The 21,350-nt window shown below is 64.7% G+C and carries 18 protein-coding genes and 2 pseudogenes; 17 read left to right on the top strand and 3 right to left on the bottom strand.

Annotated elements, in window-relative coordinates; genetic code table 11:
• Together BraRD5C2_RS07850 and BraRD5C2_RS07845 are read left to right on the top strand one after the other, a co-directional pair.
• Positions 1–619 (top strand): annotated as a pseudogene (locus tag BraRD5C2_RS07850) (dihydroxy-acid dehydratase); the annotation flags it as partial.
• Complete coding sequence (locus BraRD5C2_RS07845; protein WP_223967712.1) at positions 606–1,442, top strand: tetratricopeptide repeat protein; 837 nt, start codon at positions 606–608, stop codon at positions 1,440–1,442. The pseudogene BraRD5C2_RS07850 and the gene BraRD5C2_RS07845, both read left to right, overlap by 14 nt.
• Positions 1,443–1,495: 53 nt before the next feature.
• On the opposite strand, the gene xth is transcribed toward BraRD5C2_RS07845, so the two are convergent.
• Positions 1,496–2,287: an exodeoxyribonuclease III gene (xth, locus tag BraRD5C2_RS07840; protein ID WP_223967711.1), complete on the bottom strand. Its 792-nt coding sequence runs from the start codon at positions 2,285–2,287 to the stop codon at positions 1,496–1,498.
• Between the two features lie 162 nt (positions 2,288–2,449).
• Between xth and BraRD5C2_RS07835 the strand changes: the two genes are divergently transcribed.
• Together BraRD5C2_RS07835 and BraRD5C2_RS07830 are read left to right on the top strand one after the other, a co-directional pair.
• Positions 2,450–3,583: an efflux RND transporter periplasmic adaptor subunit gene (locus BraRD5C2_RS07835; RefSeq protein WP_374707970.1), complete on the top strand. Its 1,134-nt coding sequence runs from the start codon at positions 2,450–2,452 to the stop codon at positions 3,581–3,583.
• Positions 3,584–3,586: 3 nt separating this feature from the next.
• On the top strand, positions 3,587–6,715 hold the full coding sequence (locus tag BraRD5C2_RS07830) for an efflux RND transporter permease subunit (RefSeq protein WP_223967709.1): 3,129 nt from the start codon (positions 3,587–3,589) through the stop codon (positions 6,713–6,715).
• 63 nt (positions 6,716–6,778) lie between these two features.
• On the opposite strand, the gene erpA is transcribed toward BraRD5C2_RS07830, so the two are convergent.
• Positions 6,779–7,108 (bottom strand): iron-sulfur cluster insertion protein ErpA, encoded by a 330-nt coding sequence (gene erpA, locus BraRD5C2_RS07825; RefSeq protein ID WP_021081206.1) that lies wholly within the window; start codon positions 7,106–7,108, stop codon positions 6,779–6,781.
• Positions 7,109–7,246: 138 nt separating this feature from the next.
• Between erpA and BraRD5C2_RS07820 the strand changes: the two genes are divergently transcribed.
• From BraRD5C2_RS07820 to surE, 12 genes and pseudogenes are all read left to right on the top strand, one after another.
• Entirely contained in the window at positions 7,247–8,455 is a 1,209-nt protein-coding gene (locus BraRD5C2_RS07820) for a deoxyguanosinetriphosphate triphosphohydrolase (RefSeq protein WP_223967708.1), read from the top strand.
• A 9-nt stretch (positions 8,456–8,464) separates the two neighbouring features.
• Entirely contained in the window at positions 8,465–10,261 is a 1,797-nt protein-coding gene (gene argS, locus BraRD5C2_RS07815) for an arginine--tRNA ligase (RefSeq protein ID WP_223967707.1), read from the top strand.
• 118 nt (positions 10,262–10,379) lie between these two features.
• Complete coding sequence (locus tag BraRD5C2_RS07810) at positions 10,380–11,846, top strand: SPOR domain-containing protein (protein ID WP_223967706.1); 1,467 nt, start codon at positions 10,380–10,382, stop codon at positions 11,844–11,846.
• A gap of 46 nt (positions 11,847–11,892) precedes the next feature.
• Positions 11,893–12,915, top strand: coding sequence for a beta-N-acetylhexosaminidase (nagZ, locus tag BraRD5C2_RS07805; RefSeq protein WP_223967705.1), 1,023 nt, complete (start codon positions 11,893–11,895; stop codon positions 12,913–12,915).
• Positions 12,912–13,733, top strand: a complete 822-nt coding sequence (locus BraRD5C2_RS07800; RefSeq protein WP_097672191.1) for a segregation and condensation protein A — start codon at positions 12,912–12,914, stop codon at positions 13,731–13,733. Before nagZ ends, BraRD5C2_RS07800 begins: the two co-directional genes overlap by 4 nt.
• Positions 13,734–13,755: 22 nt before the next feature.
• Positions 13,756–14,634: pseudogene (scpB, locus tag BraRD5C2_RS07795) on the top strand (SMC-Scp complex subunit ScpB); the annotation flags it as partial.
• Positions 14,635–14,826: 192 nt separating this feature from the next.
• The gene (locus tag BraRD5C2_RS07790) at positions 14,827–15,060 is read left to right on the top strand and encodes a twin-arginine translocase TatA/TatE family subunit (protein WP_050400528.1); all 234 of its coding nucleotides are present in this window, start codon (positions 14,827–14,829) and stop codon (positions 15,058–15,060) included.
• Positions 15,061–15,219: 159 nt separating this feature from the next.
• Entirely contained in the window at positions 15,220–15,723 is a 504-nt protein-coding gene (gene tatB / locus BraRD5C2_RS07785) for a Sec-independent protein translocase protein TatB (RefSeq protein WP_223967704.1), read from the top strand.
• Entirely contained in the window at positions 15,720–16,526 is an 807-nt protein-coding gene (tatC, locus tag BraRD5C2_RS07780; RefSeq protein ID WP_223967703.1) for a twin-arginine translocase subunit TatC, read from the top strand. Before tatB ends, tatC begins: the two co-directional genes overlap by 4 nt.
• A gap of 204 nt (positions 16,527–16,730) precedes the next feature.
• Entirely contained in the window at positions 16,731–18,062 is a 1,332-nt protein-coding gene (gene serS, locus BraRD5C2_RS07775) for a serine--tRNA ligase (protein WP_223967702.1), read from the top strand.
• 13 nt (positions 18,063–18,075) lie between these two features.
• Positions 18,076–18,990, top strand: coding sequence for a hypothetical protein (locus BraRD5C2_RS07770; protein WP_223967701.1), 915 nt, complete (start codon positions 18,076–18,078; stop codon positions 18,988–18,990).
• 78 nt (positions 18,991–19,068) lie between these two features.
• Positions 19,069–19,836: a 5'/3'-nucleotidase SurE gene (gene surE, locus BraRD5C2_RS07765; protein WP_223967700.1), complete on the top strand. Its 768-nt coding sequence runs from the start codon at positions 19,069–19,071 to the stop codon at positions 19,834–19,836.
• Between the two features lie 99 nt (positions 19,837–19,935).
• Here the strand turns inward: surE and BraRD5C2_RS07760 are convergent, their stop codons facing one another.
• Positions 19,936–20,313 (bottom strand): response regulator, encoded by a 378-nt coding sequence (locus BraRD5C2_RS07760; RefSeq protein ID WP_223967699.1) that lies wholly within the window; start codon positions 20,311–20,313, stop codon positions 19,936–19,938.
• A gap of 372 nt (positions 20,314–20,685) precedes the next feature.
• Here BraRD5C2_RS07760 and BraRD5C2_RS07755 point away from each other — a divergent pair, with 372 nt between their 5' ends.
• The gene (locus BraRD5C2_RS07755) at positions 20,686–21,342 is read left to right on the top strand and encodes a protein-L-isoaspartate(D-aspartate) O-methyltransferase (protein ID WP_223967698.1); all 657 of its coding nucleotides are present in this window, start codon (positions 20,686–20,688) and stop codon (positions 21,340–21,342) included.
• Positions 21,343–21,350: the final 8 nt, after the last annotated feature.

Here is a 21,350-nt window from a genome sequence, read left to right as displayed (position 1 = left end):
CGGGGCCCCCCCCGCCGACAATCCGATCACCGTGACAGGTGGCGTTGTCGGGCTGAAGGGTAATCTCGCTCCGGAGGGTGCGATCGTGAAGGTCGCGGGAATGTCCAACCTGAGGTTTACCGGTCCGGCCCGGTGCTTCGACCGCGAGGAAGACGCCTTCGAGGCGGTGCAGAAGCGCACCTACAAGGAAGGCGAAGTGATTGTGATCCGCTACGAGGGGCCGAAGGGCGGTCCCGGGATGCGGGAGATGCTGGCGACCACGGCGGCGCTGACCGGGCAGGGGATGGGCGGCAAGATTGCCCTGATCACCGATGGCCGGTTCTCCGGCGCCACCCGTGGCTTCTGCATCGGCCATATTGGACCTGAAGCGGCCGTCGGCGGGCCGATCGGGTTATTGCAGGACGGCGACATCATCGAGATCGATGCGGTCGCCGGCACACTTGACGTAAAATTGAGCGACGCCGAGCTCGCAAATCGTAAGACCAAATGGGCCCCTCGGGCGACTAACCACACGACTGGTGCGCTGTGGAAGTACGCCGAACAAGTGGGGCCGGCGGTGGATGGCGCAGTCACCCATCCGGGTGGCGCGTACGAGAAACAGTGTTATGCGGACGTTTAAGCGTGCGATATTTGCGTTTGCGTTAGGGGCCATCCCGGTGGCGGGCCCCGGATTCGGATTCGACGGCGCCCCGGTCAACCCCCAGGATACCGTTCTTCCGGTGGTCGCGCCGCAGCCCGGCACGACCGGCGCCCTCAAGCGGGCCGCCACGCCGGTTGCCCCTGTGGCGACCTCGCCGACCTCGTCCTTCAGCACGCTGCAGTACCAGGCCGAGGGCGGTCATCCCGTCGCGCAGTGGAAGCTCGGCAAGATGTACGCCGAGGGCGACGGCGTCATCCAGGATGACATGCGCGCCTTCGAGTATTTCAGCCGGATCGCCAATGCGCATGCCGAGGATTCGCCGTCGGCGCCGCAGGCCTCGATCGTGGCCAACGCCTTCGTGGCGCTCGGCCGCTACTATCTGAGCGGCATTCCCAATTCCAAGGTGAAGGCGGACACTGAGCGGGCGCGGGAGATGTTCTCCTATGCGGCGTCCTATTTCGGCAATGCCGACGCCCAGTACGACCTTGCGCGGCTGTACCTGAAGACGCCGGATGCCTCGCGGGACGATTTCCGCTATGGCGCACGCTGGCTCGGCCTTGCCGCTCAGAAGGGCCAGCATCAGGCGCAGGCGCTGCTTGGCCAGATGCTGTTCAACGGCGACCGGCTGCCGCCGCAGCGGGCACGTGGCCTGATGTGGCTGACCCTGGCGCGTGACAGCGCCACGCCCGACGAGGCCTGGATCAAGGAAAGCTACAACCGGGCGATCACCAAGGCGTCCGAAGACGACCGCGCGATGGCGCTGCAGATGCTCGAGCACTGGGTGCAGGGTCGTCGCGACTAGAGGCCGCCGGGATTGATATCCCCCGCGGCCGGCAGTCGCTTGGCCGGCAAGGCTCAGGCGGTCTCGAAATCGAGATCGGCCCAGACCGGAACATGGTCGGACGGCTTCTCCCAGGCGCGGACATAGCTGTCGATCCCGACATCGATCAGCCGATCGCTCGCCTGCGGCGACATCAGCAGATGGTCGATCCGCAGGCCCCAGTTCTTCTGCCAGGCGCCGGCCTGGTAGTCCCAGAACGTGTACTGGCCGGGCTCGTCGTTGACCGCCCGCAGCGCATCGGTGAGGCCGAGGCCGAGCAGCGACTGGAAAGCTTCGCGGGTCGCCGGACGGAACAGGGCATCGTCGACCCAGGCGGCTGGATGGTAGACGTCGCGGGCGGCCGGAATGACGTTGAAGTCGCCGGCCAGGATTAGCGGCTCCTCGGCCTTAAGCCGTTCCCGCGTGTACTCAAGAAGCCGCGACATCCATTTGAGCTTGTACGGATATTTGTCGGTGTTCGCAGGGTTGCCGTTGGGCAGATAAAGGCACGCGACCCGTACCACGCCCTGTTTCAGCGTAACGACGCCTTCGAGGAAGCGGGCGTGGGCGTCCTCGTCGTCGCCGGCGAGGCCCGACTTGGTCTCGTCGAACGGCAGCTTGGACAGCAGCGCGACGCCGTTGAAGGTCTTCTGGCCGTGGGTGACGACATTATATCCGAGCGCCTCGACCTCGAGCCGCGGAAATGCGTCGTCGATGCATTTGATTTCCTGCAGGCAGACGATGTCGGGGGAACACTCCTTCAGCCAGGCGACCAGAAGCTCGATTCGTTGCCGGACCGAATTGACGTTCCACGTAGCGATGCGCATGCAAGTGACCGGATTGAAGCCGCAGGATTTTACTTAGGTGGCATACCATGGGCGGTCCGCCTGTGCTAACCCTCTCCGGAAACAAGGCGTAACAATTGCCGATGGGGGAGTTGCGAAGCGTCCCGGCCCTGAAGGGAAGCGGGCGGCGCATGTACAAGACTTATGAAGAAACATAATTTGGTTCTGACTGTCGCTGTTCTCGGCATTGCGGCCGGGGCGGCTTACATGACCCGCGCTTCATGGATGGGTGGCGGTGCCGCCACCTCGCAGGGGACGGCGCGGCCGCGCGTGGTCTCGGTGGATCTCGCCAAGGCCGAACGCAGATCGGTCCCGGTCGATGTCGACGCGATCGGACAGGTCACGCCGATCTCCAGCGTGGCGCTGAAGTCGCGGCTGGAAACCACCATCGTCTCGGTGCATTTCGAGGACGGCGCCAGGGTCAATGAGGGCGACCTGCTGTTCATGCTCGACGCACGGCAGATCGACGCCCAGATCGAGCAGGCCGAGGGCGTCCTGGCGCGCGACCAGGCCCAGTTCGAGGGCGCGCAGCGCGACCTCCGCCGCTATACCGAACTGGTCGGCAAGGGTGCGACCACGCAGGTCAACCTCGACAACGCAAAAACCCAGTCCGACGTCCTGATCGGCACCATCAAGGCCGACCAATTCGCGCTGGAAAACCTCCGCGTCCAGAAGAGCTACACCGTGATCCGCGCGCCGTTCGCGGGGCGGATCAGCGCCGCTAACGTCAAGGTCGGGAACTTCGTCCGCCCCGCCGACACCCAGCCGCTCGCGGTCATCAACCAGATGGCGCCGGTCTATGTCACCTTTGCCATTCCCCAGCGTGCGCTGGTCGATCTGCGCGACGCCATGGGGAAGGACGAGCCCAAGGTGATCGCGACCATTCCCGGCCACCAGCGCTCCGAGAGCGGCAAGGTCGCGATGGTCGAAAACACCGTCGATGCGACCACCGGCATGGTCACCGTGCGCGGCATCATGAACAATGCGAACGAGACGCTGTGGCCCGGCACCATCGTGCAGACCAAGCTGATTATCCGCAGCGAGGATGCGGTCGTGGTGCCGACGGTCGCAGTCCAGCGCAGCCAAAACGGCAATTTCGTCTTCGTGGTCCAGGACGGCGTCGCCAAGGTCCGGCCGGTCAAGGTCGATCGCACCTTCCAGGGCTCATCGGTGATCTCGGACGGATTGGCCGGCGATGAGAGCATCGTCGTCGACGGCCAGTTGTTGCTGTCAGAGGGATCGCGGGTCGAACTGCGGACGCGCAAGGCCGGAGCCTGATCGATGACGCTCTCCGAGCTCTGCATCCGCCGCCCGGTCATGACGACGCTGATCACGGCGTCGATCATCGCATTCGGCGTGTTCGGCTTCCGCCTGCTGCCGGTCTCGGCGCTGCCCAAGGTGGACTTCCCGACCATCGCGGTCACCGCCACGCTGCCGGGCGCCAGCGCTGACACCATGGCCGCCTCGGTCGCCGGCATCATCGAGCGCCAGCTCTCGACCATTGCCGGCATCTCATCGATGAACTCGAACTCCTCGCAGGGCACGAGCGTCATCACCATCCAGTTCGACCTCAACCGCAACATCGATGCCGCAGCTCTCGACGTGCAGACGGCGTTGACCATCGCACAGCGCCGGCTGCCGATCGAAATGACGATTCCGCCGAGCTTCCGGAAGGTGAACCCGGCGGATTTCCCGGTGCTGTTCGTCTCGCTGGGGTCGGCGACGCTACCGCTGTCGGCGGTCAACGAATATGGCGACATCACGATCGGGCAGGCGTTGTCGCAGCTGCCGGGTGTTGCGCAGGTGCTGATCTACGGCGCGCAGAAGTTTGCGATCCGCGTTCAGGCCGATCCGGAGGCCGCGGCCGCCCGCAGCGTCTCGATGGAAGACATCCGCGCCGCGGTGTCGCGCGCCAATTCCTCGACCCCAGTCGGCACGCTGAACGGGCCCAAGCAGGACGTCGCGCTGCAGGCCTCCGGCCAGATGGACAAGGCGGCCGACTACCGCCAGATCTACGTTGCCTGGCGCAACGGCTCGCCGGTCCGCCTCGACGAGATCGCCAAGGTCTATGACAGCGTCGAGAACGACAAGATCGCGACCTGGATGAACGACGAGCGGGCGATCGTGCTCGCGATCCAGAAGCAGCCCGACGCCAACACCGTGGCGGTGGTGGACGCCGTGCTGGCGAAATTGCCGTCGCTGCGCGCCGCGATCCCGCCCTCGGTGACCATGCAGGTCATGATGGACCGCTCGGTCTCGATCCGGCAGGCGGTCAGCGACGTCGAGGAGACCCTGCTGATCGCGATCGCGCTGGTGATCCTGGTGATCTTCCTGTTCCTGCGCTCGGCGTCGGCGACCTTCATTCCGGCGCTGGCGGTGCCGATCTCGCTGTTCGGCACCTGTGCGGTGATGTACGCGCTGGATTACTCGATCAACAACATGACGCTGCTGGCGCTGACGCTCTCGGTCGGCTTCGTGGTCGACGACGCCATCGTCATGCTGGAGAACATCGTCCGCCATATCGAGCACGGCATGAAGCCGTTCGAGGCGGCGCTGAAGGGCGCCCGCGAGATCGGCTTCACAATCATCTCGATCACCTTCTCGCTGATCGCGGTGTTCATCCCGGTGTTGCTGATGGGCGGCATCGTCGGCCGCGTGTTCCGCGAATTCGCCGTCACGATCTCGGTCGCGATCATCGTGTCCGGCTTCGTGTCGCTGACCTTGACGCCGATGCTGTGCGCCCGCGTGCTGCGCGCGCATGACGCCACCAAGCGGCCGAATATCGTGCTGCGGGCGTTCGAGGCGATGTTCCAGGCCTGGCTGCGCGCCTATGAGTGGGCGCTGGACCGGGTGCTGGCCAAGAAGGCCCTGATGCTACTGGTCACGCTGGCGACGCTCGGCGGCACTGTCTATCTCTACATGATCGTGCCGAAGGGCTTCTTCCCGCAGGAGGACACCGGCTTCCTGATCGGTGTGACGGAAGCCGCGACCGATACCTCGTTTGAAGCGATGAAGGTGCGCCAGCAGGCGTTGGTCGAGGTGATGCGGACCGATCCGGCGATCGATTACATCAATTCGACGGTCGGTTCCGGCGGTCCCAATCCGACCACCAATTACGGCCGCTTGTTCATCGCGCTGAAGCCGCAGAAGACCCGCGACAACGCTGCTGTCGTGATCGGACGGCTGCGCCAGAAGGCGCGCGAGATCCCGGGCATGCAGGCGTTCTTCCAGAGCGTCCAGAACCTCAACATCGGCGGCCGCATCTCCAAGAGCCAGTATCAGTATGTGATGCAGAGCGGCGATACCGAGTCGCTGTACCGCTTAGCGCCCGAGATGCGGGACAAGATCGAGAAGATTCCGGGCCTGCTCGACGTCACCACCGACCTCTACATCAAGAACCCGCAGATGACGGTCGACATCGACCGCGAGAAGGCGGCGGTGTACGGCATCACCGTCGATCAGGTCCGCAACCAGCTCTACAACGCCTACGGTTCGCGCCAGGTCGGCACCATCTACATGCCGTCGAACGACTACCAGATCATCCTGGAGGTGCAGCCGCAGTTCCGCGTCGATCCGTCCGATCTCTCGAAGCTCTACATGAAGACCGCGAACGGCCAGACCATTCCGCTGGATGCGGTGGCGCGGCTGGTGCCGACGGTCGGGCCGCTGCAGATCAACCACCAGGGCCAGCAGCCGGCGGTGACGATCTCGTTCAATCTCGCGCCCGGCGTTTCCCTCGGCTACGCGGTCGACAAGATCACCGAGTTGGAGCAGACCGCGAATCTGCCGCCGACGATTGCGACCGGATTCTCCGGCACCGCGCAGGTGTTCCAGGATTCGCTGCGCGGGCAGGGCGTGCTGATCCTCGCCGCCGTGTTCGCGGCCTTCGTGATTCTCGGCATTCTCTACGAGAGCTTCATCCATCCGATCACGATCATCTCCGGCCTGCCGTCGGCCGGCATCGGCGCGATCCTGACGCTGATGCTGTTCGGGATGGAGCTGTCGGTGATCGCGATGATCGGCATCGTGATGCTGGTCGGCATCGTCAAGAAGAACGCGATCATGATGGTCGACTTCGCACTGGAGCGCCGCCGCGTCGGCCTCAGCGCCGAGCACGCGATCCGCGAGGCGGCGCTGCTGCGTTTCCGTCCGATCATGATGACGACGTTCGCGGCGATCTTCGGCACGCTGCCGATCGCGCTCGGTGCGGGCGCCGGCGCTGAACTGCGTCAGCCGCTCGGCGTCGCGGTGGTCGGCGGCCTCTGCGTGTCGCAGTTGCTGACGCTGTTCATCACGCCGGTGATCTACATCTATCTCGACCGCATCGACCGCAGGTTGCGGCGCAAGCTCGATCCGCAGGCGGAGGCGGGCGGCGACGTCGAGCGCCCGCAGGTGGTCGCGGCGGAATAACTTGGTCTCTGCCGCGAACCGGTTATCGGCTCGCGTCGGGACGGCGCGTCCGGCGAGGAGGCGTCAGATCGAGAAGCTGGTGCCGCAGCCGCAGGACGCGGTGGCGTTCGGATTGACGACGCGGAACGAGGCGCCGATCAGGTCGTCGACGAAGTCGACCTCCGAGCCCGCGAGGAACGGGACCGAGGCGGGGTCGATCAGCACCACGGCGCTGTCGCGCTCGATCACGAGGTCGTCATCGGCCTGGGTGCGCTCGACGTCAAACTTGTACTGGAAACCGGAGCAGCCGCCGCCCTCGACCGAAATGCGCAGCTTGGCACCGTCGCCTTCCTTGCTGAGGATCTGTCCGATCCGGCGGGCGGCCCGTTCGCTGACGGTGATGGCAGCAGTCATGGTCGGTCTCCGAAACCCAATCTGCGCATGATCTGATCGGATCATGCCCGGCGTCATGCCCAATTCATTTGGTCCGCCGCCTCAGTCATAGTTAAGTGCGTCGGACCATGGAATCAAATGGATAAGGACTAAAATACCGTGTCGGTCGGAATGGCTGCCCCCCGCGCGCCTTATGCCTGCGATCCCGACCGCAGCCGCGGCCGGCTTGTCTTGGAGCCGCCGAGCCGGACCCGCAGCCCGTTCCGGCGCGACTGTGACCGGGTGATCCATTCCACCGCGTTCCGCCGCCTCAAGCACAAGACCCAGGTCTTCGTCTTCCACGAGGGCGATCATTATCGCACCAGGCTGACCCACTCGCTGGAAGTCGCGCAGATCGCCCGCGCATTGGCGCGCCAGCTCGGGGTCGACGAGGATCTGACCGAGACGCTGGCGCTGGCGCACGATCTCGGCCATCCGCCGTTCGGGCATGCCGGGGAGCGGGCGCTCGATGACTGCCTCAAGGATGATGGCGGCTTCGACCACAATGCGCAGGCGCTGCGCGTCGTCACCTCGCTGGAACATCGCTACCCCGAATTCGGCGGGCTGAACCTGACCTGGGAGTCGCTCGAGGGCATCGTCAAGCACAACGGCCCGCTGACCGAACGCAACGGCGCACCTAGCGGGCGCTACCTCGACAGCGGACTTCCGATCGGGATCGCCGACTACAACCAGACCTACGATCTCGAGCTCTGGAGCTATGCCTCGCTCGAGGCGCAGATCGCGGCCTTCGCCGACGACATAGCCTATGACGCGCACGATATCGACGACGGCCTGCGCGCCGGGCTGTTTGCGGTCGACGACCTCAAGGAGATGCCGCTGACCGCAGAGATCATCGCCGAGATCGATCGTCATTATCCCGGGCTCGACGAGGTCCGGCGCGGCGCCGAACTGGTGCGTGAGCTGATCTCGCATTTCATCAGCGCGGTTTTCAACGAGGCGACCCGGCGGCTTGCGGCCGCGCAGCCGCAATCGGCCCAGGACGTGCGCCACCACGACGCGCCGCTGATCGCGTTTCCGCCTGAGGTGGCCGAGCAGGAGGCGGCGATCAAGGCATTCCTGTTCCGGCGGATGTATCGCCACCGGCGGGTGATGCTTGTGATGCGGGAGGCGGAGCAGGTGGTCCGCAATCTCTATGAGCGCTACCGGCAATCGCCGGGCGACCTGCCGGCGGAATGGATCGAGGGGAGCGTGCAGGAGACCGGCAGCGCGCGGAACAGGCGGATCGGCAATTTCATTGCCGGGATGACCGACCGTTTTGCCCTGATCGAGCACCAAAGGCTTTTTGACTCGACCCCGGATTTGCGTTAGCGCCCTGCCATGGCCGACACCACTGCACCATCACACCTTTTTGCCGATATGCTGGCGCGCGTGCACGCGATCTGTGCCGCTGTCGCTGCCGAGGACAACTGGCCCGCGGGCATCGACCTCGCCCGCGTCGTGGTCGAGCCGCCGCGCGATGCCAGCCATGGTGACATGGCGACCAATGCCGCGATGGTGCTTGCCAAGGAGGCCAAGGCTAAGCCGCGCGAGCTCGCCGACAAGATCGCCGAGCGGCTGCGCGCCGACGCGCTGGTGGCGTCGGTCGATGTCGCCGGGCCCGGCTTCATCAACCTGACCTTGAAGCCGCAGGTCTGGGCGGACGCGTTGCGCGCCGTGCTGGCCGCCGGCTCAGCCTACGGACGCAGCGACATCGGCAAGGCCGAGAAGGTCAATGTCGAATACGTCTCGGCCAACCCGACCGGGCCGATGCATGTCGGCCATTGCCGCGGCGCCGTGTTCGGCGATGCGCTGTGCAGCCTGCTGCAGTTCGCGGGCTTCGACGTCTGTCGCGAATATTACATCAACGACGCCGGCGCGCAGGTCGACGTGCTCGCGCGCTCTGCGTTCCTGCGTTACCGCGAGGCGCTCGGTGAGGACATCGGCGCGATCCCGGAAGGGCTCTATCCCGGCGATTACCTCGTGCCGGTCGGCGCGGCGCTCGCCAAGGAATACGGCGAGAAGCTGCTCGACAAGACGGAAGCCGCGTGGCTGCCGATCGTGCGCGACAAGGCGATCGTCATGATGATGGAGATGATCAAGGGCGATCTCGCCGCGCTCAACATCCATCACGATGTGTTCTTCTCCGAGCGCTCGCTGATCACATCGGGCAACAACAAGGTCGCCGAGACCATCGATTTCCTGCGCGCCAAGGGCGACATCTACGAGGGCCGCCTGCCGCCGCCGAAGGGCAAGCCGGTCGAGGACTACGAGGATCGCGAGCAGTCGCTGTTCCGCGCCACCGCCTACGGTGACGACGTCGATCGTCCGCTGATCAAGTCGGACGGCTCGTACACCTATTTCGCGTCTGACATCGCCAACCACCGCAACAAGTTCGAGCGCGGCTTCACCAGCATGATCGACGTGTTCGGCGCCGATCACGGCGGCTACATCAAGCGCATGCAGGCGGCCGTGAAGGCGGTCTCCGCTGGCAAGGCCGAGCTCGACGTCAAGATCGTGCAGCTCGTCAAGCTGCTGCGTGACGGCGATCCGGTGAAGATGTCGAAACGCTCCGGCGAATTCGTCACGCTGCGCGAAGTGGTCGACGAGGTCGGCTCGGACGCGGTCCGGTTCATGATGCTGTTCCGCAAGAACGACGCGGTGCTCGATTTCGACCTCGCGAAGGTGATCGAGCAGTCAAAGGACAACGCCGTCTTCTACGTGCAGTACGGTCACGCCCGCGGCCATTCGATCTTCCGCAATGCGCGGGAGGAGGCGGTTCCCGATCTGCCCGAGACCGACGAGGCGCGGCTGGCCTATCTGCGGAACGCTGCGGTCGAGCGGTTGACCGACCCGGCCGAGCTCGAGCTGCTCAGGCGGCTGGCGCTTTATCCACGGATGATCGAGGCTGCGTCGGTGGCACATGAGCCGCACCGAATCGCTTTTTATCTATATGATTTGGCCAGTGAATTTCACGCGCTGTGGACCAAGGGGCGCGATTTGCCCTATTTACGCTTCATTATCAATAATGATGCAGAGATCACGAGGGCGCGACTGGCAATGGTTCAGGGCGTCGTCTCGGTTCTGGCATCGGGCTTAGCTGTTCTAGGCGTCCACGCTCCGACCGAGATGCGGTAGGCAGGGGCATTAGGCCCTCACGAGTGGGGATTTGTGAGGGCATCTGGCAGGGGCCAACTCGTTCGGACCGGCTGTGCCGGCGATCTTGGCGCTGTCCCGAAGGGGATGCATCATCACGATGGCTGATCGATATCAGGACCGACTTTTTTCCACCGACGCGGCACCCAGGGCCGAGAGCGATCCGCTCGCCGAACTGGCTCGGCTGATCGGCCAGACGGATCCATTTGGCGCCGCGAATAAGCCGCCGCCGCGTCCGTTGCAGTCGCGCGCCAACGCGCGGCCGCAACAATATGATGCGCAGTCCGAGGACGAGGACGCGCCGCCCGCGGGCCCGCCGCCCTGGATGCAGCGCGCGCGGCAGGAGACTGTCGCTCCGCCGCCCGTGCAGCACACGGCGTACGAAGAACCCGAACAGGACTACCAGCCGAAGCCGGTGCATCCGCTGCACCGATACGCGGCCCAGCAGGCGCAGCCTTCTGCGCCCGAGCCGGTCGCGACCTATCGGCCGGTCGAGCCCCCCAGGCAACCCGAGGCCTTTGACGACGAGCCGCCCTATCAGAGCGGCGATCAGAGCCACGATCCGTCGCGCTATGACGAAGCGCTCTACGGCCAGCTGGAAGCCGGCGAACAGGATTTGCAGCGCGATCCGTCCTATCCGGACGATCCCTATGCATATGAAGCCGACGAAGAAGAGCCTGAACCGCGCCGACGGAGCAGCGGCCTGATCACGGTCGCTGCGGTGCTGGCGCTTGGCGTGTTCGGCGTCGGTGGCGCGTACGCCTACCGGACCTATGTCGGCTCGCCCCGTAGCGGCGAGCCGCCGATCATCAAGGCCGACAACACGCCGACCAAGGTGATCCCGGCCCAGGCCGATGCGCCGGCCAAGACGCCGGATCGCATGGCAGCGGGTGACGGCACCGAGAAAATCGTGTCGCGTGAAGAGACGCCGGTCGACGTCAATTCGAAGACCGCCGGACCGCGCGTCGTGTTTCCGGCGCTGAATGCGAACACGAATCCGCCGCCGGTGGCCAGTGTGCAGACGGCGCAGCCAGCGCCGGCGCCGATCACCGCGAACGGGACGCTGCCGAACAACGAGCCGCGCAAGGTTCGCACGCTCGCGGTCAAAGGCGATTCGCCCGATGGCACGCAAGCCACGGCCGCCGTGCCGGCGAAACCTCCGACGGCGGCGAAGCCACCGGTGTCGCGTGGTAATCCGGCTGCGGCCAATGCCAGCGTGAACGCGCCAATGTCGCTGGCTCCCGGGCAGACCGACGCGGCTCCGGCCACGCCTCCGACCCGGGTGGCGTCGACCTCGACTGCCTCGGTTGGTGGCGGTGGATATCTGGTTCAGGTGTCGTCGCAGAAGAACGAGGCGGACGCGCAGTCGTCCTATCGGACCCTGCAAGGCAAGTATCGCAGTGTGCTCGGTTCGCAGCCTTTGGTGGTGAAACGCGTCGATCTCGGTGAGAAGGGCGTCTACTACCGCGCCTTTGCCGGCCCGTTCGCGTCGTCGGAAGAGGCGAACCAAGTGTGCCGGAGCCTGATGTCGGCTGGTGGGCCGCAGTGCCTCATCCAAAGAAATTAACTGCCGTTTCCTTGACCCGCGAGCTGCATACGGCCTAATCGGCCGAATGGCGAACCGCGCATTCATCACGGGCGTATCCGGGCTGGTCCTCAACGACGCTGAACGCGAGTTCATTCGCGCCGAGCGGCCATGGGGCTTCATCCTGTTCAAGCGCAACATCGAGAGTCCTGCCCAAGTGGCAGCTCTTGTTAGGGAACTCAGGTCGGCGGCCGGCATGGCCGATGCCCCGGTCCTGATCGACCAGGAGGGTGGCCGGGTGCAGCGGCTCGGCCCGCCGCATTGGCCGGTCTATCCGCCGGGCGCGAGCTTCAGCGCGCTCTACGACATCGATCCGAAGCTAGGCCTGACAGCGGCCCGGCTCAGCTCACGGCTGATTGCGGCCGACCTGATCGACATCGGAATCACCGTCGATTGCCTTCCATTGGCCGACGTTCCGGTGGCCGGCGCGGATGCGGTGATCGGCAACCGGGCCTATGGAACTGAGCCGGACAAGGTCGCGGCGATCGCCCGTGCGGTCACGGACGGGCTGGAACAGGGCGGCGTGCTGCCGGTTCTCAAGCACATTCCCGGCCATGGCCGCGCCACCGCGGACAGCCATTTCCGCCTTCCGACGGTCGATACCGCGAGACTAGAGCTGGAACGGACCGATTTTGCCGCGTTTCGGCCGCTGGCGGACCTGCCGATGGCGATGACCGCACATGTTGTGTTTAGCGCGCTGGACCCCGTCCATCCGGCAACGACTTCTGCGACAATCATCGAACAGGTGATTCGCGGCCTGATCGGGTTCCAGGGTTTGTTGATGAGTGATGACGTGTCGATGAATGCGCTGGCCGGATCAATTGCCGAACGGACCCGCGCCATCGTCAACGCCGGTTGCGACATGGTTCTGCACTGCAACGGCAATATCGACGAAATGCGCGAGGTCGCGCGGGAGACGCCGGAACTGGCCGGCAAGGCGCTTGAGCGGGCCAAGGCTGTGCTCGCCGCGCGGAAGCAGCCTGAGCCGCTCGACCGGCAGGCGGCACGGGCTGAACTGGATGCGTTGTTGGATCGGGTAGGGACGGCATGACCGCTGAAATTCTATCGTTTGAGACCGGGCGGCCGGCCGATCTCGCCGACGGCGAACCGGCGCTGGTGGTCGACGTCGAGGGCTATGAAGGCCCGCTCGACCTGCTGTTGACGTTGGCGCGACAGCAAAAGGTCGATCTGTCGAAGATTTCGATCCTTGCGCTCGCCGACCAATATCTGTCGTTCATCGAGGCCGCGCGCAAAATCCGCCTCGAGCTTGCGGCCGACTATCTGGTGATGGCCGCCTGGCTTGCCTTCTTGAAGTCGCGGCTCCTGCTGCCCGAACCGCCGACTGCGGAGGGGCCGAGCGCCGAGGAAATGGCGACCGCGCTCGCCAACCAGCTGCGCCGCCTGGAGGCAATCCGCGAGGCTGCGAACCGGCTGATGAACCGGCCGCAGTTCCAGCGCGATATCTTTCCGCGCGGCAATCCGGAATCGATCGCCGAGATCAAGCATCCGAAGTTCACCGCGACCCTGTACGACCTGCTGTCGGCCTATGCCACGCAGCGCGCGTCACGCGTGCTGACCTCGGTGCATCTGGCCAAGCGGACTGTGTGGTCGCTAGCCGAAGCGCGCGCCTCGTTGGAGCGGCTGGTCGGCCTTGCCGAGGACTGGAGCTGCCTCGACGAGTACCTGATGAACTACGTCGCCGATCCCAAGCAGAAGGCGACGGTGTTCGCATCGAGCTTCGCTGCTGCCCTCGAACTGGTTCGCGAGGGCGAGATGGAAATCAACCAGAAGCAGGCGTTCGCGCCGATCTATTTCCGAAAGCGTCAAGCGCAGGCCGCAATGGCTGCGCCGGACCTTTCGGTTGAGTAAGTGGAAGAAGGAGAGCAGGCCCATGGCAAGCTTGGCGGAAGTGCGCAGAGACGAGCCCGAGGAGGAGGTTTCTCCTATGGATCATCCGGTAGCGCGTCCTGAGGAATTGCGGCTCCTTGAAGCCCTGTTGTTCGCATCGGCCGAGCCGATCGATCAGGCAACGCTGGCAAAGCGGATGCCCGACGGCGTCGATATCAAGGCGGCGCTTGCGCAGTTGCAGGCGGAATATGCGCCGCGCGGCGTCAACCTGGTTCGCGTCGCCAACAAGTGGACGTTCCGTACCGCCGGCGATCTGTCGTGGCTGATGACGCGCGAGAGCACCGAGACACGGAAGCTGTCGCGTGCCGCGATCGAGGTGCTGGCGATCGTCGCCTATCACCAGCCGGTGACCCGTGCCGAGATCGAAGAGATTCGCGGCGTGGTGACGTCGAAGGGAACGATCGACGTGCTGCTGGAGACCGGCTGGATCCGCCCGCGCGGCCGCCGCAAGACGCCGGGCCGTCCGTTGACCTTCGGAACTACCGACGCCTTTCTGACGCAGTTCAGCCTCGAAGCGCTCGGCGACCTGCCGGGACTCGAGGAGCTGAAGGGCACCGGCCTGCTCGACTCGCGGCTGCCGACCGGCTTTTCCGTTCCGTCGCCATCGGACGATGCGACGCTGCGGGAGGACGAGGAGCCGCTCGAGCCCGGCGACACGCTGGAACTGCTGCTCGCGCCGGCCGTCGAGCCGGAAGCCGAGGAACCGAAGACCGAGAGCGAAGCGGTTGCCGATGTTGCGGCTGCCGAGGTTGGGACTGTCGAGCTCGAAACGACAGCCGAGGCCGAAACCGACCTCGAAGCGGACGTTGCCGCCGAGGTCGACACGGCCGAACCTGACGCTGATGAGCCGGAAGAGCACACCGACCACGCGGGCGATGACGACAGCGCCGAGGAGAAGGGCGAATAGCCCGGAATATTCCCGGTTAAGCCTAGCAATATTACGTAGCCGCGACAGCGATTTGCCGCGGCCGAGGTCCTTGTTTTTGACACCCCGGGGGCCTAACTTCCGGCCATGTTCAGGCCGGTCCACCGGCCATTTCTGGAGGGTTGCAGGATGGGTTCGCTTAGCATTTGGCACTGGATCGTTGTGATCGCAGTGGTCCTGCTGCTGTTCGGACGCGGCAAGATTTCGGACCTGATGGGTGACGTCGCCCAAGGCATCAAGGCCTTCAAGAAAGGCATGCAGGACGACGACAAGGTCGCGGACAAGCCGGAGTCCACCAAGGCGATCGATCACAATGCGGCGCCGTCGGCCGCGCGCCAGGACGTCGGCAGCAAGGCCGTCTAACGCGCTTGTACTGACGCATATTTCGACGTTTTTCTTCGCGCGAAACGGTGACGTCGCCGTAGAGACGCGCTATGGACGCCGATGAGAAAAGGCGCCGGCAGCCCCAGATCCTGTTAGGACCGATGGGGCCGATGGCGGCGCGCTTAGGCGGAACAATTCATGTTCGATATCGGGTGGAGTGAACTGGTCGTCATCGCGGTCGTCGCGCTGATCGCCATCGGCCCGAAAGAGCTGCCGGGCGTGCTGCGCATGGTCGGGCAATGGATGGGCAAGGCCCGCAAGATGGCCTCCGAATTCCAGGGCCAGTTCCAGGAAGCCATGCGCGAGGCCGAGATGGCCGACCTCAAGAAGAGTTTTGACGAGGTCAGGGAAGCCGCAACCGGCATCACCAGCGGCAACATCATGACCTCGCTGCACAAGGACGTCAGCGACGCCCTTCAGATCGACAAGCCGGTCGATGCGCAGGTCGCCTCCGCGATCGACGCGCCGGTGACACCCACGACACCGGCTGAGCCGACGCCGGAAACCTTCGTCGAGGCCGAGACTCACGTCGCTGCCGGCGAGCCGCTCGCGATCACCGGCGAGGTGAAGCCCGAGCCGGCGCCTGCGCAGGACGAGACGCCGGCACAGCCTGACGTGCTCAAGGACGCGAGGGCGTCATGAGCGCCGAAGATATCGAGGCCAGCAAGGCCCCCTTGATGGATCATCTGATCGAGCTGCGCTCGCGGCTGATCAAGGCACTGCTCGGCTTCGCTGTGGCCTTCATCATCTGCTTCTTCTTCGCCAAGCAGATCTTCAACGTCCTGGTCTGGCCCTTCATCTGGGTTGCTGGACCGGAGAACTCGAAATTCATCTATACGGCGCTGCTCGAATATTTTCTCACCCAGCTCAAGCTTGCAATGTTCGGGGCGGCCTTCATCTCGTTCCCGATTGTTGCCGGGCAGGTCTACATGTTCGTGGCGCCCGGGCTCTACAAGCATGAGCGCAATGCGTTCCTGCCGTATTTGGTCGCCACACCGATATTCTTCGTGATGGGCGCGATGCTGGTTTATTTCGTGGTCTTCCCGATGTTGACCCGTTTTTCGCTCGGCATGCAGCAGACCGCCGGCGCGGAGACCGCGCAGATTCAGTTGCTGCCCAAGGTCGGCGAGTATCTCTCGCTGATGATGTCGCTGATCTTCGCCTTCGGCATCGCGTTCCAGCTGCCGGTGATCCTGACGCTGCTCGGCCGCATCGGCATCGTCAGCTCGAAGATGCTGAAAGAGAAGCGGCGCTACTTTATCGTGATCGCCTTCATCATCGCCGCCGTGCTGACGCCGCCCGATGTGCTGAGCCAGGCCTCGCTCGCGATCCCGCTGCTCGCGCTCTACGAGGGCGCCATCATCGCGGTCCGGATCGTGGAGAAGAAGGCCGCGGCCTCGAGCACCTCGTCCGGGGCGCCATCGGCGACCAACCCGGCCGAGTAGGGCTGTCTTCACGTCACATTCGGTGTCATACCCCGCGAAAGCGGGGTATCCAGTACGCCGCGGCTTCTCGGTGACACGCTGACGTCTCTGGAATACTGGATCGCCCGCCTTCGCGGGCGATGACAGTCGTGGTAGTGGAAACATACAACGCAAACGTTGGCATACAACGCTATCTGCCCGAGCGACGTTAGGACCCCGACTGCCATGCACGACATCAAAGCGATCCGCGACAACCCGACAGCCTTCGACGCCGGCCTGAAGCGCCGCGGACTTGGGGCTCTGTCGCCGTCGCTGCTGGCGATCGACGAGAAGCGGCGTGCGGCGATCCTGGCGTCCGAGCAAGCCCAGGCGCGGCGCAATGCGGCATCGAAGGAGATCGGCGACGCCAAGAAGGCGAAGGACGAGGCGCGCGCCGCCAAGCTGATGGCCGAAGTCGCCGAGCTGAAGACCACGATGCCGGAGCTCGAGCTGGCGGCGAAATCGTCCGATGACGAGCTGACCAAGGAGCTGTCGTCGATTCCCAACTTGCCTCTCGATGAGGTGCCCGACGGCACCGATGAGCACGGCAACGTCCAGCACCATGTGTTCGGCAAGAAGCGGGACTACGGCTTTGCACCGAAGCTGCATGACGATCTCGGCACCGCGCTCGGCTATATGGATTTCGAGGCGGCGGCGAAATTGTCCGGCGCGCGCTTCGTCGTGCTGAAGAAGGGACTGGCGCGGCTCGAGCGTGCGATCGGGCAGTTCATGCTCGATCTGCACACCGGCGAGCACGGCTACGCCGAGATCAATCCGCCGCTGCTGGTGCGCGACGCCGTGATGTTCGGCACAGGACAGTTGCCGAAATTCGAGGACGATCAGTTCTGGGCGATCAAGGGCGAATTGCTGTCGGCGCCGAATGCCGATCTGCGCAGCGAGCGCTTGGGCCTGATCCCGACTGCCGAAGTCTCGCTGACCAATCTCGCGCGCGAATCCATCCTCGACGAAAAGGAGCTGCCGATGCGGCTCACAGCGCTGACGCCGTGCTTCCGCGCCGAAGCCGGTGCGGCGGGACGCGACACGCGCGGCATGATCCGACAGCATCAGTTCACGAAGGTCGAACTGGTGTCGATCACGACGCCCGAAGCCAGCAAGGACGAGCTCGAGCGCATGCTGTCCTGCGCCGAGCAGGTTCTGCAGAAGCTCGACCTGCATTATCGTGTGATGACGCTGTGCGCCGGCGACATGGGCTTCTCCGCGCAGAAGACCTACGACATCGAGGTGTGGATGCCGGGGCAGGGCGATGGCGGCGCCTATCGCGAGATTTCGAGCTGCTCGGTGTGTGGGGATTTCCAGGCGCGTCGCATGGATGCGCGCTATCGCGGCCCCGACGGCAAGCCGCGCTTCGTGCATACGCTGAACGGCTCCGGCACGGCGGTCGGGCGCGCGTTGATCGCTGTCATGGAGACCTACCAACAGCAGGACGGCTCGATCGCGGTGCCCGATGTGCTGCAGCCCTACATGGGCGGGCTCAAAGTCATCGAGCACGGCATGTGAGGCGAGGGCCAGTGTGATGCCGCTCCACCGGGACATCCACTGGCTTGGTCGACAATGGGCCGTCACGGGCCACGGTCTGCAACTGATCAATCAGAAGCAGATGGGCTACTACGACATCGAGGCCGCGCGCTTGTGGGAAGCGCGCGTGACCGAGATACAAACGAAGGCCTGGATCGACAGGCCGGATTTCGACAAGGCGCTGGAGATTGCGCGCGGCAAGTTCGCCTATTTGGCTCCGGCCGATCTGCCCGCACCCGCAGACGTCGCGCCGCCGCCTCCGGTTCGGGCCGCGCCGCCGGCCGCGCCGCGTGCTCCGGTTGACGCGGAATCGGTGCCCTCGATCGAGGAGCTGCTGGCGAGGCTGAAATCGAGATCGGTCGCGCCCGTCGCAAAGCCGGCCGAAGAGGCGCCCGCGCGGCCGCCGCCCGGACCCGAATCGCCGAAGCTTGAAACGCCCAAGGTTGAAGCGCCGAAGCCTGAGCCTTCGAATCTTGAACCTCGGAAGATTGAATCCATCGAATCCGAGATCCTCAAGTCGGAGCTTCCGAAGGCTCCGCGGCCCGAGCTTCTCCGGGCGGCCTCGGTCACTCCCGAACAGCTCAAGCCTGAAGTTCAAAGGACTGAACCGCCCAAGGTCGAATCGCCCAGGGCTGAGCCTGCCGAACGCGAGGCTCCCAAGCCTGAGCTTCCAGAGGCCGACCCGATCAGGTCCGAAGCTCCCATATCCGAACCTCCCGAAGCTCGCCAGGCTGCGCCGGTTGAGCCGGAGGCGCCTACGCCGCCGCCCTCACCATCAGGTCCCACGTCCGTTCGGTGGCCGGCCTGGCCGGTGTTCGACCGCAAGATCGCCGGCAGCGGCAGATTCGTGCATCCATGGCGCGTCGCCTCGGCGCGATGGCAGGGGCCGGGTTTGCCTCCACGGTCCTAGCCGGTTAAGACGGCAATCAAATCAGGAGCCGCGGCCCAAGAAACCCGCGTTGGATCGAAACAAGGGGCACTTTGACGGATGCGAATTCTCTGCACCAATGATGACGGCATCCACGCCCCCGGCCTGCAGGTCGTCGAGCAGATCGCACGCTCATTGTCCGACGACGTCTGGATCGTCGCCCCCGAACTCGACCAGTCCGGCGTGTCGCATTCGCTGTCGCTCAACGATCCGTTGCGTCTGCGCGAAGTCAGCCCGCGTCACTTCGCGGTGCGCGGCACACCGACCGATTGCGTCATCATGGGCGCGCGCCACATCCTCGGAGACAAGCTGCCCGATCTCGTGCTGAGCGGCGTCAACAAGGGCCGCAACGTCGCCGAGGACGTGGTCTATTCCGGTACCATCGCCGGCGCGCTGGAGGGCACCATCCTGGGCTTTCCGTCGTTCGCGTTGTCGCAGGAGTTCTCGATCGAGACGCGCAACGCGCCGCTGTGGGAGACCGCGCTGAAATTCGGACCCGACATCATCCGCAAGGTGATCGGCGCAGGCGTTCCCCGCAACACCGTCATCAATGTCAACTTCCCGTCCTGTATGCCCGATGACGTCAAGGGCATCCGGATCACGCGGCAGGGCAAGCGCAATCAGGGTTTCCTGAAGATCGATCGCCGTCACGACGGACGCGGCAATCCGTATTTCTGGATCGGCTTCGAGCGTGCGGCGATGATGGATGCGCCGGCCGAAGGCACCGATCTCGCCGCGCTTGCCGCGCGCTACGTCTCGGTGACGCCGCTGCGGCTCGACCGCACCGATGAGGTGTTTTCGGAAGCGCTGACCGCGATGTTGAAGTGATGTTCGCGTAGCCCGGATGAGCGAAGCGATATCCGGGGGGTCTGAGTTTTGAATCCCGGATGTCGCTGCGCTCATCCGGGGTACAGACCGTTGCTCTCGCTAAACCGGCGCGCTCCGCATCGCGCTGGAGATCACCTGCGCCAGCGTTTCCAGCTGGAAGGGCTTTTGCAGCGCTGGACGATCGCGGTACTCCGGGGGAAGGCCGGACGAGCCATAGCCGGTCGCGAAGATGAAGGGGCGGTTGCGGGCGTTGATCAGTTCGGCGACCGGGGTGATCACCTTGCCATTGACGTTGACGTCCAGGATCGCGAGGTCGAATTCGGTCGATTGCGCGAGCTTGACCGCTTCGCCGATCTCGCCGGCCTCGGCCGCGATGCTATGGCCGAGCTCTTCCAGCATGTCGGCCACCATCATCCGGATCATGACCTCGTCCTCCACGAGGAAAACTGAACAGCCCGCCGGCCGTATCGCTGTCATGATGGAATCCTTGCCCGTCCCTGAAATAGGCTCGCAAATAACATTACAAGGCGCAATGCAAACGTTTGGGAATTAGTCGGTTTCCAGCACGCGACGTTGCATCGCCGGATCGTTCTGACTGACGTGTTGCGCAGGATTCGTCCAGGCTCGACGGGGTGCGAACCGCACAACCAGAGCCCCCCGCGCCTGGGCGTTAACCGCGCGTCGCCGTCGACTATATGGGAAGCTGTCGTGTTGGCGCCAACACGAAATCGGACTGCCGGTTCCTGACCGGGAACAAAAGGTGACGGGAAATTTTTCCTTAACGCGGTATTTCGGATTTCAATGGCATCAAGCCTAGGCAAGATTCCGCGCTGCCGCCCAGAGACGCTGATGAACATGGCCGTGAAGCCCGATCCGACCGAGAAGATGATGTTTCAGCTCACCCTGCGGCGACGAGGGGTCAGCGATCAGGCGGTGCTGCGCACCATGGAGGAGGTGCCGCGCGAGGTGTTCGTCGATCCGCGCGACCGCAACGAGGCCTATCGCGATAGCGCGCTTGGGATCGCCTGCGGGCAGACCATCAGCCAGCCTTTCGTCGTGGCCTACATGACCGAGCAGCTGCAGCTGCAGAAGGACCACCGTGTGCTCGAGATCGGCACCGGCTCGGGCTATCAGGCGGCCGTCCTGTCCCGGCTGTGCAAGCAGGTTCTGACCATCGAGCGCTACCGGACGCTGGCTGACGGTGCCCGCAAGCGTCTCGAAAAGCTGGGCTATTACAACATCGAGGTGCTGCTCGGCGATGGCTTCGACGTCCCGGGGGGGGCCGGCGATTTCGACCGCATCATCGTCACCGCGGCGATGGAGCAGATCCCGGAGAAGCTGCTGGAGCGGCTCGATCCGGGCGGCATCCTGATCGCCCCGGTCGGGCCGCATCAGGGTACCCAGACCCTGGTCCGCGTGGTGCGCACGGAGAGCGGCTTCGATCGCAAGGAATTGGTCGACGTCCGCTTTGTGCCGGCGCTGCCGGGAATCGCGCGCGAATTGTAAATTCGGCG

The sequence above is a fragment of the Bradyrhizobium sp. RD5-C2 genome (genome assembly GCF_019972155.1).
In the GTDB taxonomy this organism is placed as follows: domain Bacteria; phylum Pseudomonadota; class Alphaproteobacteria; order Rhizobiales; family Xanthobacteraceae; genus Bradyrhizobium.
The sequence above is the reverse complement of the archived record's forward strand: the minus strand, read 5'-3'. Positions and strand labels throughout refer to the sequence as shown.

What these genes read in the sequence shown, in the direction of transcription:
- tatC (WP_223967703.1), top strand. Translation starts at nt 15,720, where the DNA reads ATGAGCGCCGAAGATATCGAGGCCAGCAAGGCCCCCTTGATGGATCAT.
- serS (WP_223967702.1), top strand. Translation starts at nt 16,731, where the DNA reads ATGCACGACATCAAAGCGATCCGCGACAACCCGACAGCCTTCGACGCC.
- tatB (WP_223967704.1), top strand. Translation starts at nt 15,220, where the DNA reads ATGTTCGATATCGGGTGGAGTGAACTGGTCGTCATCGCGGTCGTCGCG.
- BraRD5C2_RS07755 (WP_223967698.1), top strand. Translation starts at nt 20,686, where the DNA reads ATGAACATGGCCGTGAAGCCCGATCCGACCGAGAAGATGATGTTTCAG.
- nagZ (WP_223967705.1), top strand. Translation starts at nt 11,893, where the DNA reads ATGGCGAACCGCGCATTCATCACGGGCGTATCCGGGCTGGTCCTCAAC.
- BraRD5C2_RS07790 (WP_050400528.1), top strand. Translation starts at nt 14,827, where the DNA reads ATGGGTTCGCTTAGCATTTGGCACTGGATCGTTGTGATCGCAGTGGTC.
- argS (WP_223967707.1), top strand. Translation starts at nt 8,465, where the DNA reads ATGGCCGACACCACTGCACCATCACACCTTTTTGCCGATATGCTGGCG.
- BraRD5C2_RS07760 (WP_223967699.1), bottom strand. Translation starts at nt 20,313, where the DNA reads ATGACAGCGATACGGCCGGCGGGCTGTTCAGTTTTCCTCGTGGAGGAC.
- BraRD5C2_RS07810 (WP_223967706.1), top strand. Translation starts at nt 10,380, where the DNA reads ATGGCTGATCGATATCAGGACCGACTTTTTTCCACCGACGCGGCACCC.
- surE (WP_223967700.1), top strand. Translation starts at nt 19,069, where the DNA reads ATGCGAATTCTCTGCACCAATGATGACGGCATCCACGCCCCCGGCCTG.
- BraRD5C2_RS07835 (WP_374707970.1), top strand. Translation starts at nt 2,450, where the DNA reads ATGAAGAAACATAATTTGGTTCTGACTGTCGCTGTTCTCGGCATTGCG.
- BraRD5C2_RS07830 (WP_223967709.1), top strand. Translation starts at nt 3,587, where the DNA reads ATGACGCTCTCCGAGCTCTGCATCCGCCGCCCGGTCATGACGACGCTG.
- xth (WP_223967711.1), bottom strand. Translation starts at nt 2,287, where the DNA reads ATGCGCATCGCTACGTGGAACGTCAATTCGGTCCGGCAACGAATCGAG.
- BraRD5C2_RS07845 (WP_223967712.1), top strand. Translation starts at nt 606, where the DNA reads ATGCGGACGTTTAAGCGTGCGATATTTGCGTTTGCGTTAGGGGCCATC.
- erpA (WP_021081206.1), bottom strand. Translation starts at nt 7,108, where the DNA reads ATGACTGCTGCCATCACCGTCAGCGAACGGGCCGCCCGCCGGATCGGA.
- BraRD5C2_RS07800 (WP_097672191.1), top strand. Translation starts at nt 12,912, where the DNA reads ATGACCGCTGAAATTCTATCGTTTGAGACCGGGCGGCCGGCCGATCTC.